This is a genomic window from bacterium (assembly GCA_021159335.1).
Lineage (GTDB): Bacteria > UBP14 > UBA6098 > B30-G16 > B30-G16 > JAGGRZ01.
Genome location: JAGGRZ010000141.1, coordinates 1 through 14,061 on the forward strand (window position 1 = coordinate 1; position 14,061 = coordinate 14,061).

The following is a 14,061-nucleotide window of genomic DNA, read 5'->3' on the forward strand; positions in this document are numbered from 1 at the left end:
ACGCTGCTCGCTGGGGGCATAGATGGTGGCCATGATGTTCCGGTTTTCGCCCATACACTATCGACCCAATACATAACCCACTCAGTATGCCAGGTTCTGCCAAAGGAGTAAGTTAGCTTAACGAAAGAGCCGCCTCCAGATGGGTCGGCACCTTCCTCAAAAACACCTGTGGTCTCGTTAACATCGGCGCGAACATACCCATTGTGCGTCGTTAAGACCATTGGAGCCATGACGACTGGTGCAAAAGAAGAAAAACCACCTTCATTAGCTGCCTCAAGAAATCTCATTTTCCAGATTCTATAGGCTGCGGGGTCGTCGGGAATACTATCGAGTAAAGCTTCGGCTCGAGGCGGGAGTTCGTCCGCCATCGATAACGATAAAATCGCTAATACAAAAAGAACTCTCAAAATTTTCATATCACACCTCCCGAATTTTTCAAAGTTTACATATTTATTTTCTCACCACTTAATCGTTACAAAAAATTGTGGGGTTAGAGTTCCTGACCTAACAGCAAGCCTTGTCGAAAACCTAACCTTATCGATACCCGTGAATCCTTTATACAGCTTGTCGTTGTGTATTTTAGCAGTTATCGCGGCGTCGAAAGCGGAGACTATGTGGTTAAAAATAAGCGCGCCAAGAAAGTATTTCGCCACAGTATATTTGTCGTTCGCTTCCTTGCGCATGTTCATGTAATGTTCCCTGTGAGCTGAATAAAGCTTGGAAAGAACCCTTGCCGTAACCTCATCGTGCACATCGCTTGCGGGAGTATAACCAGCTATCTCGTAGGTAGCCTGAACGAGGCTGTCGAAATCGTCGCGCTCAATAATATCGTCCCAGCCGAAAGCAAACCAATCGTACTTTCCTATCATCTCGTAGTATTGCTGCGTTTTGGTGCTTGGAAGTTTCTCTATCCCGAGCTCGTTAGTATCTTTAAGAGCACAGAGGCTGTCATACCAGCTAATCCAAACATCCCTTATCCAATGCGAATCAGCATAAGCCCTGTAATCATCACGCTTTACCGTGTATTGATGAATAAAATAGGCATACCCACCTATGGAGATTGCCTCAATTCCTATGAAACCCACCGCCTTGATAATACTTTTGCAGTAAAGCTCACCGGTCCCGGGAATGGCAAGAGACATCAGGAACGCCTTCTTGGTTGAAAGCACCTGTGAACTCGAGAACAAAGACTTCGACTCTCTTTCTTCTTTTTGTTCTTCGCCAGATGCCTGCGCAAGAGCATCTTTTCCGAGTTCAAATGACGAACAAACGCTCAGAAAAAGCATCACAAATATTGCTGGAAAAATTATTTTTCTCATAACAGTGCCTCCATTTTTGAAATTAAAAATAAAATATTAAACAGGCTCTCGCAAGCATAAATAATTTAAAGAACAATGTTTTTAGCTATCACTGCTATCGATAGTTTCCTATCCCCGCTCAGCCAGTCGGGATAAGGCTTCAACTCAACCTCTGCACCCCTTTTCCGCAGAAACTTTCTCCACCAATCCAGTTCACCAACGAATTTCGGTCCAACCCAAACCACAAGTTTCCCCTCGTTCCTAAGCAATCGCAAAGATGTCGGGATGGTTCGTTTAAGCGGTCCTGTAGCCCTCAGCATGATAAAGTCGAATTCTCTATTCACCTCCTCTGCTCTGCCCGCAAAAACTTCCACATTCCTGAGTTCCAGCTCGTTCACCGCATGCATAAGAAATTGGACCTTTTTGGCTTTTGACTCAGCAAGGACAAAGCGAGAGTTAGTCAGGACGCACGCAAGCACTATGCCCGGAAAACCAGCGCCGGAACCGTAGTCAAGAATTTCGGTGCCGCAAGGAATGCTAACAAAAAATAGTGGCGCTAACGAGTCCAAAATGTGACGGACGAAAATATTTGCAATATCTGAATCCGAAAGCAAATCTCTCTTGCGCGCCTCCGTTCTTACAAGCTTTTCGAAGCGGTCGAAAATATTCGCGATATCGGAATCCGAAAGCAAATCTCTCTTGCGCGCCTCAGTTCTTACAAGCTTTTCGAATGTTTCCATTTTATGCCAAAAATCCCTCGGCAAATTTATCTCTTTATTAAAAAGTGCTTCTTCAATTGTATCTCTTTGATTCATAAGTAGTTAGGGCTTATGTTTCACATGAAACAACTTTTTTAACACAGCCACCAGCACGGCCACATCTGACGGCGTTATACCAGGAATTCTCATGGCTTGACCAATAGTTTTCGGGCGAAAACGGGCAAACTTCTCAGCCGCCTCGCGACGCAAGCCTATCCCCTCAAATTCAAGGTCTTCCGGGATCGTCATTGTCTCTACTTTGCGCAGCTTTTCGGCTTCCCTTCTCTGATGTTCTATGTAGCCTGCGTATTTAAGTTCGATAGCAAGTGTTCTTTTGGGCTGAGGCATCAAATCTGCTATTTCGGGGTAGATTTTTTCGAGCATATCCCATTTGGCGTCAGGGCGACGGCAATACTTTGAGAGTGGCGTTCCCTGCTCTACGCCAAGCTCTTCTCGTGCCACTCTTTCATAACAAGAAAACGCTCGCCGGAAATTTTTTCGAGCAAATCGTGCGGAATCGACTCATAAACAGAAAGCCACGCGTTATCTTCTCGCAGCAGAAGTTTAAATTCAGCTCTGCCAGTAAGAAGCCTGTACGGCTCGTCTGCACCACGAGTAACGAGGTCATCTATCATTACCGCGATATAGCTTTTATCCCTCGTGAGTATTAGAGGCGATCCTCCCATAATCCAAAAAGCAGCATTAATTCCCGCTATAATACCAAGTCCGGCTGCTTCTTCGTAGCCCGATGTTCCCATTATCTGACCCGCAAAAAATAACCCGTCCACCTCTCTTGCCATGAGCGAATGCGAAATTTGAACTGGTTCAACCACATCGTACTCAACTGCATAGCCCGGGCGTGTCATCTCAACATTCTCAAGTCCCGGTATAGTGCGAAGCATCGCGAGCTGAATCTCTGCGGGAAGCGAGTTCGAAACCCCGTTGGGATACATTTCATCAACTCCCCTCCCCTCTGGTTCGAGAAAAACAATATGTTTCGGATGATGGGGGAAGTTCTTCACTTTGACCTCTATCGATGGGCAATAACGAGGACCCACACCCACTATCTTACCGCCGTAAAGAGCGGAAAGCTTTATGTTATCGAGAACAAGCTTATGGGTTTCAGGGGTCGTATGAGTTATGAAGCATGGTTCCTGCTCATCCTTGGGAAGCACACTCTCAGTGTCTATCGAGAAAGGCACCACATCGTCCTCGCCGTGCTGAATAGTTACACGCGAAAAATCCACTGTTGAGCGCTTTATCCTTGGCGGCGTGCCGGTTTTAAATCTCAGAATTCTTAAACCAAGCTTTCTCAGCGATTTAGCAAGCTCTTCCTGTGGAGCTTCGTCAATTCTCCCGCCGGGAAACTCATCATGACCTATGAATATTTTTCCACCAAGAAATGTTCCAGTGGCAAGTATCACCGCCTTCGCATACAGTTCCTCACCGCTATTGAGCCTTATCCCAAAAACTTTTCTTCCCTCGCTCAGGATAGAGTACGCAGACCCCTCAACAACCGTAAGCCGTTCGACATTCATTATTATTTCCCTTACCGCTTTTTCATATTGCTTTCTGTCGTTCTGACATCTCGTTGCCTGAACCGCGGGGCCCTTCTTCCTGTTAAGAACGCGATATTGAATCGCTGTCCTGTCAGCGGCAATACCTATCACGCCACCCATAGCATCCACTTCGCGCACGACACGGCTTTTTGCGAGTCCACCAACGGCTGGGTTGCAGCTCATGCGTCCTATAGAATCGGCGCAAGTGGTTACAAGACACACATTCATGCCAAGTTTCGCCCCAACGAAAGAAGCCTCAACACCTGCGTGTCCACCACCAACAACGATTATGTCAAAACTCTTTCCCATAAACTTTACTGTATTTAATAACGAATTTTTTTCAAGAATTAATTAATATTTGTTGAAAATGCTCAATTTTTGTTTATAATGTTACTAAAGGGAAAATTTGGAGGTGGATATGGGGAAAGCTAACGATTTGTTCCCTTTAAATATATTTTTGGCAATTGTTATTGTTCTGGCAACATTTTCCGGAGCGCAGTCTGCAAGTCAGAAACAGGACAAAAATATTATTCCGCAAAGTCCAAAGAAACAGGACAAAAATATTATTCCGCAAAGTCCAATATTCGTTAGTAGTACTGGCTTCACATATTATGGTGGCTGCCGAAACGACTCGCTCACCGTGGATATAGTTTTCGTTATAGACACATGTTGGGATATGCAGTTTTGTATAGCGTGGATGCGGGCAAGCCTTGATGGTCTTGGCGCAAGACTTCATGCCCTTGGCTACGACTATCGCTTTGGCTTCATAAAAGTCTGCGGAACGCCATTTGTGGTGGATTTCGATTACTCTCCGGGATATCAGATGACGGACAGTTATGTGAGCGCACGAGTTAATGGTTTCCATAGCATGGCTATAGGTTTACCGCCTTTCGGGGCGCCACGGGTATGGGATGCTATATGGGACGCCATGGATGTGTTCGACCTTCGCCCGGAAGCACTGAAAATAATAGTTTTCGCGACTACAACGCCATCTTCTGCTCTCGATGTTCCCGGTTCAGACCCGAGATGCAAAACATACGCCGACACCTTCTTAAACCCATATCCCCCTAATGCCAACACATTTATGAGAGCTGTGAATGAGGGCTATCTCGTATTTGCCCTTGTGGACACAGTTTACAGAGGCTCCTACCTTGCTCCTGTGGAACTTTGGGATTCACTTTACGAGAAGATAGCCACAAAAAGTGGCGGGAGAATTTTCTGGGGTAACACAGATTGGCGTGCTCTCACTGATACTTTAATACCAATTATAGACACCTCACAGAGCATAACTCTTTGCGTTAGCAACACAACTCCATTCACTTTTGATACAGCCTATGTGAAACTTCTTCCTGGCGACTCGATAACGCTTCTTTACGGCAGGCAAAGACAGCGATTTTTCCCGTGGCATCCCGGGACAAAACATTGCTTTAACTGGCGCGTATCAAGCCCGAGAGGATACACGGGTCCCGAAAATTGCTTTAAAATAGCTATCTTTGGATACAGCAGCGCAGGAACAACTTTTACTGACACAGTCTCAGCTTGCATGCACCATCGCCTTTTCTCCTGCTACGGACCCGTTGCGCATGCTATATGTCCCTACATTCCCGTCCCCGGTGAAACCATTTACACATCTTCGCCCAGATTCCCCATAAAATTCTACATAAGCACCCCCGACTCAGCCGTTGACACCTCAACCATAGAGGTCCTCGTGCAAACCCCCTCGGATACGACAATTTACCGCTACCCCGATCACCTTGGTTTATCATCTGACACACTCACATTCACACCTACTGACGACCTTGTTGAGGGCATCGCTACTCGTTTTTATCTTATTTCAGCCGATGACACCCACGGTTGCAGCTTAAAATATCCTGCTGGCGGAGTCCTGGTTCTCGATACCACACCACCCATAGCTTGGTGCACAACCGGCGATACCATAAATCCAGCATCGGTATTCGTGGAATTTCAACTCGCGGACTCTGTATCCGGAATAAGATTTGATAGCACGCTTTATTTCGCGGTAAACGATTCCTACATATTCACCATTGACAGTTCCTTCGTCGGGGTTTCTTTGGCGCCGCCGGCTATATGGCTTTCTGGCAGCGCCGACGAACTTCACATCCCACCTGAAGATAGCGTCAAAATATGCGTTCATGCTGCTGACAATGTTTTTCGCGGAACCTCGTCCTGTCCGCTTGGCGAACCAAACGAAACGACCTATTGCAAATATTTCAAGATATCAACAGCCATCGGTGAGGTTAGCAAACCAAAATTCTTAATACACACATATCCAAATCCATTTAACGACAAACTATTTTTATCGATAGGGGTAACAAAGGCTGAAAGGGTAAAAATATGCGCCCTTGGCCTCAATGGCCGTGAAATAGCTAAAATATATGATTCAAGACTTAACCCGGGAATGAGCACAATAACCTGGTGCCCAGAAAACATCCCGTCAGGGACATATATAATAATGCTTGAAATAGGAGAGAAAACATATTATAAAAAAGTAAAGTATTTGAGATAATAAGGGGGTGCAACAATGAGAAAAACTATTTTGGTTTTGTTTACATTAATTTCCTTTCTCACAGGTTTCATCACGATTTCCCAAGCAAGCGAGAGGAGCAACGCACAAACTAACAGTCCGCTAACAGTTACCCAACTTTACCTCAACCACGGCGGAAGAGCAATTCCATTTAGTAGAGCTATGTATGACACCACACTTTTTATCCCTGAATTCAGTTGCCGACTGGATAGCGTAAAGGTTGACTTGGTGTTTGTCGTTGACACCACTGGCTCAATGGGTGATGACATTGCTAATGTCAGGGCAGCAATGGACGGATTATCTGCTCAATTAGATGCGTTAGGCTATGATGTAAAATTTGGTTTGGTAACATTCGGCGACACATTCTTTATCCATGACTATGATACAATGGCAGGATATCAAATGACTGATCGCTACATAGTAATACGCAACAATATATTTTGTTTATATTCTTTTGGTGAACCTACCTCCAATGAGTGGGTGTGGACAGCTCTTTGGCATGCTCTTAGCGACTATCAATGGCGAAAAGATGCCCTACGCATCGTATTTCTCGCAACAGATGAACCCTCATGCGCACTCGATGTGTCGGGCTGCGCGACTGACTCATGCGGAGTTTACGCTATAGATTCGCTTCATCCTTATCCTCAATATGCAAATCCAAAAATGAAAGCCATAGATGAAGGATTCATCATTTACACTATGACGCCGTCCACGCTTTACTTCGGAGGTGGTTCGTGTTCAACTGCTTTCTGGGACACAATGTATCATCAGGTTGCCTCGGCAACAGGTGGAATTAACTTCCCAAAGACCGCATCATGGACAACAGTGTGGAATTCAATAAGACCAATGGTTGACTCAGCAAGAGTGCTAACAGTGTGCTTTACAAACACTTCCAGCGATACCATAGACACGACAAGAATAGAAATTGAACCCGGCGATTCCATGTCAATTCTTCTTGGTGATACGATTAGGTATTTCTACTCTTGGCCTCCCGGGTCAACCCTTTGTTTCGCATGGCGCTTGCACATAACATCGTACGACACGATAGAAGGAAACTGCTTTGCACTTATAACAAGATTGAAGACCGGTAGCTCGACTGAAATAGATACGACCCACGGATGTCTGGTACCATGCGGTTTATCTTACATAGACACCTGCCAGGGCCCATACACAATCAATATCTGCCCACCGGACACATCGCCAACAACTACAGTATTCACAGCCTGTCCCGACCAAGAAATAGTCGTCAGCATAGCCGATTCTGACACTACAATCGATTCCACATCGATAAGATTCAGAGTTACAAGTCTCTACGGCACCTTCACATACACGATAGACAGCAGTCAACTATCATGGGATCCACCATACCTAACATTCACTCCGGATACAGAATGGGGTAACAACACGACGATAACATACAAGGTAACAAATGTCAAGGATGCCAAAGGCTGTCATAGCAATGTCATGCTGGAAGAAGGTTCATTCACCATAGACCTGCAACCACCCGTGATAACGAGCGCAAATCCAGCCGATGGTTATATATTCACAACAAATGCGTTTACGGCGTACTACAATTTTACTGACCTGCTCTCAGGAGTGAGAACCGACTCTTCACTTTATGTTGTGATAGAAGACACCCTTACACTTTACACATCAAGCCCATATATTACTCTTGGACCTGGTGCAAGAATAACTATATCTGGCCTCTGGACCAACTTCTGTAGCGACGAAACCATGAAGGTTTGCATTCACCTTGCTGACAATGTCCCCGAACACATCATTATGGATGACGATACATGCGATATGTGTGGACCAAATGACACAACATACTGTTATCAATACATAAATACTTCATTAAAAGTGCCTTTGGAAAGGAAATTTGAGGAATCAGTCCTCGTTTATCCCAATCCTTTTAACGATGCCCTAAATATAGAGTTAAGCGGAAACCCGCAATCTCAGCCAATCGTAGAGATCTACGACCTCAATGGGAAGCTTGTTGTGCAACCGTCTCAGATGGAAATAAAAGACGGTAAATATCTCCTAAAATGGAAGCCGGATAACATCCCATCTGGTGTTTATATTCTTAAAGCACAGTTAAGGGAGAAAGTAATAAAACAATTTATCATTTACATTAAGTAAGCTGTTTGTTTCCTTGTTAATTTTGCGTTGAAATATCGTTCATAAATCAATTCTGTTGAAAAAAGCGGTTTTATTAACCTCTTATGAACAAATGTACGCTCAGTATAATTCGCTATTTTGCTTCGGATTAATTCGATTTCAACTCATAGAACACCATATTAATAATTATCACGTCAGTATATCAGAATTCACATCATGTTTAAGAAAATTTTTTAACACCCTTCTTCGGCTTTTGAATGCATAGCAGTACATACACATTCTTGGACATGTGTCGTAACTTCCTATATCTATACTTTCAGTGCACAGGCAATTATGTCTCTGGCCCTTATCTTTTTTGTATTTAACTTTTATTCCCAAGCCATTAGATAACCATATGGGGTCAATGCAAGGTGCATCATCAATTCCCATTTCCTTCATCGCTCCGCCCATAGAACAAGCTGATATCGGAATATCGTTCTGTTTTGCTATTTCGGACATACAAGCCAAAAGCTCCCTGACATCATCTCTATCCAGAGGGTTGGTAACAATGGTTTCATCTATTCTTTTAAGACGACTCATAACAGTAGGGTATGGTGTTAAAAGACTTATGATTATCCTCGATGTATAATTTTTTAATTTCCTAACGATCTTTGAAAATACCTTGAAATGCCATTCTGGAGTGAATTTTTTACTTATAATTATAGGGTCATATCGAACAGCCATTCTTTTTTTGCCCACTCTTTCAGCCACTTGAATAAATGTCTCAATTCCTCTTTGAAGACCTACACCGTTTGGTTCGAGCTCTTTTGGGTATGCAGTGATAGTCCAAAGAAAAGAAAAAGGAATAAGTTTACTTTCAATTTCGTCAAAAAAGGGAATTAATGGCGTCGCATCTCTTGTCCAGAAAACAATTGCGGAAACATCCTGCGGTAGCAATGAAACCTTTCTTATTTGCGAGTAGTTGAAGGGGTTTCTAACAAGAACATAGCCAGCCCGAAGTCTTTCTATAAACCATCGCGAATAGAAAGACGGAATATCAGTTCTCCTCGAAGCTGATATAATCTTTCCAAGTCCCAATCCTGGTATAAAACTTTGCTCTTTTTTGTTCAATTCCTAATAACTTTTTCTTTTAAGATATGATTTGATGTACTTATCCTTTAATAGCCATTCAAGCTCCGTTTTGTACTTTTCAACCCTTTCTTCATCCCCCTTCTTTTCTGCCGCTTCCACAATTATCTGAAGAAGCTGGGCGCAGTTAATTTTGCTTCTCTCCCTGTAGAAATCGAGCAATTTTTCAGCAATAACTACAGCAGAATCATATTTTTCTTTTTTCAACAGTATCGCCATCTCGTGCCACATTGCTGTTCTTGAATTAGGATGCCTTTTTTTAATCGTCTTAAGTATACTTTCAGCGAAATCGATGTTACCATCATCTATTAAAGCAGCCACAGCAGAACTTTTTGCAAAATCAACAAAAATCCTCGCTTTGGCTGCACCTTCCTGAAGCTTTATCAGCCCCTCATCTTTTCTATTTCTCATCAAACCAAGTACTCTCAAAGCACCAGCTTTTTTTGATGTCCAATACCATACATTCCCAATCATTGCTGCTATGTCTCCCTCTATGCCTTCTCCATATTTCAGCGAGGTAAAAATCTTTTCACCAGATTTAGTACAACTCATGAATCTTTTTACCCTATAAATCTTTCCATCATGTGTGTAAAGAAATCCATTAATCATTCCTTTGAAAATGAATGCCGTGCCAAGAAGAAATCTGTCACATTCCTCTCGTGGCACATACTCTTTTATCTTGCAACTTTTAACTGGAATTCTTCTAAGCGCTTCCGCAGCAAGCGTTGAATCCTCCAGATCCTTTGCCTGAATAAAAGTTATTATAGCTATCCCCAAGTCCCTTTGGAATATGTCCTTCAATTGACTCATTAAACTTCTCGCCGAATCATACTTGTCGTCGTATGCCAAAAACATGGCTTTTTCATATATTTCCTGCCATGAACAATTCTTTTCTGCATGTATGAATAATATAGAAAGTAAAATAACCATTAAAATAATACTCTTTCTCATCTGATTGCCTCCTTTGTGATCATTTTTGCCCACCTTAGCGCATGCACAGCTGGAGTGCAATCGGGCTTTCTGTCTGATTTTATACAGTCGATGAAAAATTTTAGTTGCTCGGTGAGGGGGTCAAGCTGAGGTATGGGGGGTCTTAGTATTTCTATTTCCGCTTCCCCAAATTTAGCTATTTCCCCGCTTATCTCACCCTTTTTTGGAAGTCTATATATCTCAACTCGTCTATCTTTAAAATCTACTGATATGTAGGCGTTTTTCTGAAAGACACGCAATTTCCTCATAGATTTCTTCGAAATCCTGCTTGCCGTTACGTTTGCAATACATCCTGACTTGAAGTGGAGCCTGGCATTGGCTATATCGGGTTTGTCGGTAAGGACATTCGTCATCGATGCGTGAACATTTTTAAGTTTATCGCCGCATATTCTTGCCAAAAGCTCGAGGTCGTGAATCATGAGGTCTTCTACAACCGATATGTCGGTGGAACGACTCGTAAAACCGCTTATTCTGTGTATTTCGAGAAACAATGGTTTCTCAATGAACTCCTTTGCTGCAACCCAAGCGGGATTGAAATTTTCTATGTGTCCAACCCAGAGAACTACATCTCTTTCTTTCGCCATACTAACGAGTATTTCTGCCTCGTCAACGCTTCCCGCTATCGGCTTTTCCACGAGAAGGTGTCTTGCCCGCATGAGAACATGCGTTCCTATAGTACCGTGGGTTCTGGTAGGCGTTGCTAATATCACCGCCTGAGAGTAGCCTATTGCCTCATCAAGAGTTTCGAATGCTCTCGTTTCAAATTGTTCCGCTGCTTCAAGGCATTTTCTCCTGTCAATATCGTATACGCCCACGAGTTCAGCATCTTCGTTTTCTACTACTTTGGCGGCGTGCAACCTGCCCATGTGACCAACGCCTATAACGCTTATAAGTATGGGTTTCTCAAACCTCATGATAGGCTTACCTTTTAATGATTAAGGGCTCAAGCCTTCTTTCTATTTTATCCCCCTGTTTTATTATTGCCGCGGCTATGTATGCACCTGGTTTTGCCCCGCTGCCGTCCCAGGTCGCGCTTCTGCAATATCCGAAATCTCTCACAAGCTTACCCTCGAGGTCGTAGATTCTTATCTGAACTGACGCGTTCCATGGTGCTTTTACGGATAATTCACAGTTGCCGTCGCTTTCTGGACTGAATGGGTTTGGAGTTATTGTAAGCGATATTTTTGATTCCGACACGGGGGACCATACCGCGTTGTCCTCGCACGGAGTGGCGCCCGCTGGCGATGGTTTCCAACTGTTTGGATCGGTGCCGTCGGCTGATATGCTAACTCTTTCTGCGCTTACATTGTAATCCCAGTCCGTAGCGGCGGTGTATATCGCCTGGTCAACAATTAGACCTTCACCAGTTTTAAGGTAGACCGTGTCGCCTTCGTTGTTCAAATAGGGCCAGGCACGCATTCTTATTACTCTGCATGCGGCTTCCATGTCACTTTCTGAAAGGATTATGTAACCACCCGGTTCAACTATCGCTGAATCGTTGTTTATCATTCCGCTGTAGTGAGGATCGGATAGGACAAAGCCATTAAGCGAAACTGTGGTGTCCCCATTATTGCATATCTCAATCCATTCTTCGTATGATACTCTCGGTTTGAACATGATTTCCGTTATAACCAGTTTTGGGGCAATAGTATCGGATGTTGTTATTGAGTTTTCCTTACATGGAGTCGAACCCGTTCGGCTGGTGGAGCAGTTCCAATTTGAGGCTATACTACCGCTTCTTAGAGGATATTTCCGCTCAAGCGAAACCCCGTAGTCGATGCAAGGATAGTTTTCCGCAGTATAAATAGCGCTGTCGATGGCTATGCCATCGGGGGAGTAAAGTATGACGCCGTCTGTTCCCGAATTATTAAGTCTTTGCCATTCAGCTTCAGGGATTATTTTAGCGCAATATCCAAGCCTGTAACCGAATTCCTCCACCAAAGCGAACTCGCCCGGCTTAAGAATTATTGAATCGTATGTTATAACAGCGGGAGTGTGGGTTAGGTCGCTCCATTTAAAACCTCGAAGGCAAACAGTCGTATCTGAAATATTGAGAATTTCAAACCATTCAGGTGTAGGCTCGGGTATAGATGATGGTTTGAACATTATTTCGTTCACGATAATTTGAGATGAAAGGAGCGTTACAAGCGCGGATAATATTGGTATTATTCTGCTCATAAATCCTCGCCTTAAGAAAATTTAACCATTATAGGCTGTTTTTTCAACAAATATTGTTGTCATTTGTTTTGAAATGTCAGCATTTTTTGATATAATATTTTGATAACTTTAAAGGGGGCTGGACATGTCAAGAGCTTTTGCGCTTTTTTTGCTTATTATCAGTTACCTAAACATTGTTTTTCCGAGCAACGATTTTTCGACATCAGAATTTGTTCCCGAAACTATTTCAGGGAGCTATTCGTGTGAGCGAGTCGATTCCACGATTGATGCCGAGTTCATCTGGGATACGAACAGGATGATAGGTTATTTCGCAGTTGTTACTGGCGACAAGGTGGCTAACAGGTTTACTGCTTTACATGCCTGCTCGCTTTTTTCGGTTGAGCTTTATGTCGGCGGGACCGCGCAAATAGAACTCCACATATGGGGGGATTTTTCAGGTTATCCCGACACTACTGTTGAGCTTATAACACCAAAGGCTATCGACCTTACGGGTTCAGTAGGCTGGCGAAGGATTGAGCTTACAGACACCGGAACAGGAATACCTGTTATTCAGCCATTAAGGGACTTTCATGTGGGGTTTGTGGTTATTTCCGGCGACCCTCACTTCTACGCGAGTGCGAACAACACCCCGCCCATAGGACATCTATACCGTGACAGCACCCACCTTTGGTACTACATAGTTGACGATTCAGGTAGAGCAGTTCCATTCCGCATTAGGGCTTACGGAAAGTATTTTGACATAAGGACATCGTACTGGTTTACCGATGTTACCTCTCGTAGCAACATAAGAGGCGGTAGTCACATAAGCATAGGCGACATGGACGGTGATGGATGGGAGGATTTTCTCATAAACGGGAAATTATGGTACAACAACAGGAATGGCACATTCAGCGATCTAACAGCTGCTCTTGGACTCGTGCCTGGTGGCCGCACGACATTCTGGGATTTCGATAACGATGGTGACCTTGACATAATTCAGCTCATGGGGCTGGGAGAGCCTGATAGATTATGGCGAAATGATTTTGCGACGGCTGGGAGATTCACAGATGTTACGAGCACCATTGGCGCAGCTATTTCTGACACATTCCCCTCGGCATCGCCTGGAATAGGTGATTTCGACCGCGATGGTGACCTCGATATCTATATCGCCAATTCCGAAGTGTGGACTGATACTGGCGGAGTATATTTCCCCGATTTCTATTACATTAACGAGGGCAGCACATTTGTTGAAGCGGCGGAATCGGTGGGAATGGGAGTGATAAACAATCCCCCATACTACTACGGCAGAATAGTCGTTACCTGTGACTTCGACGAGGACGGCGACCTTGACATATATGTCGGTAACTATAGGCTTCTTCCCAACTGGTTGTTCGTTAACAATGGCGATGGCACATTCACTGAGCAAGGTTACAGACGGCGGGTTGCGGGGCGTCCCAATATGAGTGGAGGAAGAGTTTATTACGGTCACACTATAGGTGCGCAGTGGG

General features: G+C 44.0%; 12 protein-coding genes. 3 read left to right on the plus strand and 9 right to left on the minus strand.

Features of this window, described 5'->3' with window-relative positions:
* The 5 genes from J7J62_07550 to mnmG form a co-directional block, all read right to left on the minus strand.
* The coding region (locus J7J62_07550) for a hypothetical protein (protein MCD6125005.1) at positions 1-416 on the minus strand (416 nt) is incomplete at its 3' end.
* 42 nt (positions 417-458) lie between these two features.
* Positions 459-1,319 carry a hypothetical protein gene (locus J7J62_07555; protein ID MCD6125006.1) on the minus strand — a complete coding sequence of 287 codons (861 nt, stop codon included), beginning with the start codon at positions 1,317-1,319 and terminating at the stop codon, positions 459-461.
* Positions 1,320-1,384: 65 nt separating this feature from the next.
* The gene (gene rsmG / locus J7J62_07560; protein ID MCD6125007.1) at positions 1,385-2,038 is read right to left on the minus strand and encodes a 16S rRNA (guanine(527)-N(7))-methyltransferase RsmG; all 654 of its coding nucleotides are present in this window, start codon (positions 2,036-2,038) and stop codon (positions 1,385-1,387) included.
* An 81-nt stretch (positions 2,039-2,119) separates the two neighbouring features.
* Positions 2,120-2,518 (minus strand): hypothetical protein, encoded by a 399-nt coding sequence (locus J7J62_07565; GenBank protein ID MCD6125008.1) that lies wholly within the window; start codon positions 2,516-2,518, stop codon positions 2,120-2,122.
* Positions 2,494-3,924 carry a tRNA uridine-5-carboxymethylaminomethyl(34) synthesis enzyme MnmG gene (gene mnmG / locus J7J62_07570; GenBank protein MCD6125009.1) on the minus strand — a complete coding sequence of 477 codons (1,431 nt, stop codon included), beginning with the start codon at positions 3,922-3,924 and terminating at the stop codon, positions 2,494-2,496. Before mnmG ends, J7J62_07565 begins: the two co-directional genes overlap by 25 nt.
* Positions 3,925-4,033: 109 nt before the next feature.
* On the opposite strand from mnmG, the gene J7J62_07575 reads away from it, so the two are divergent.
* Positions 4,034-6,142 carry a T9SS type A sorting domain-containing protein gene (locus tag J7J62_07575; GenBank protein MCD6125010.1) on the plus strand — a complete coding sequence of 703 codons (2,109 nt, stop codon included), beginning with the start codon at positions 4,034-4,036 and terminating at the stop codon, positions 6,140-6,142.
* A 15-nt stretch (positions 6,143-6,157) separates the two neighbouring features.
* Positions 6,158-8,299, plus strand: coding sequence for a T9SS type A sorting domain-containing protein (locus J7J62_07580; GenBank protein MCD6125011.1), 2,142 nt, complete (start codon positions 6,158-6,160; stop codon positions 8,297-8,299).
* Between the two features lie 168 nt (positions 8,300-8,467).
* On the opposite strand, the gene J7J62_07585 is transcribed toward J7J62_07580, so the two are convergent.
* From J7J62_07585 to J7J62_07600, 4 genes are read right to left on the minus strand one after another with little or no spacing between them, the layout of a single operon-like run.
* A complete protein-coding gene (locus tag J7J62_07585) occupies positions 8,468-9,355 on the minus strand; it encodes a DUF1848 domain-containing protein (protein MCD6125012.1) in 888 nt (295 codons plus the stop codon).
* A gap of 36 nt (positions 9,356-9,391) precedes the next feature.
* The gene (locus J7J62_07590) at positions 9,392-10,357 is read right to left on the minus strand and encodes a hypothetical protein (protein MCD6125013.1); all 966 of its coding nucleotides are present in this window, start codon (positions 10,355-10,357) and stop codon (positions 9,392-9,394) included.
* Positions 10,354-11,310 carry a Gfo/Idh/MocA family oxidoreductase gene (locus J7J62_07595; GenBank protein MCD6125014.1) on the minus strand — a complete coding sequence of 319 codons (957 nt, stop codon included), beginning with the start codon at positions 11,308-11,310 and terminating at the stop codon, positions 10,354-10,356. The genes J7J62_07590 and J7J62_07595 overlap by 4 nt, the downstream gene beginning before the upstream one ends.
* Positions 11,311-11,317: 7 nt before the next feature.
* On the minus strand, positions 11,318-12,574 hold the full coding sequence (locus tag J7J62_07600) for a lamin tail domain-containing protein (protein MCD6125015.1): 1,257 nt from the start codon (positions 12,572-12,574) through the stop codon (positions 11,318-11,320).
* Between the two features lie 124 nt (positions 12,575-12,698).
* On the opposite strand from J7J62_07600, the gene J7J62_07605 reads away from it, so the two are divergent.
* Positions 12,699-14,061: VCBS repeat-containing protein (locus J7J62_07605; GenBank protein MCD6125016.1), on the plus strand; the 1,363-nt coding region annotated here is incomplete at its 3' end.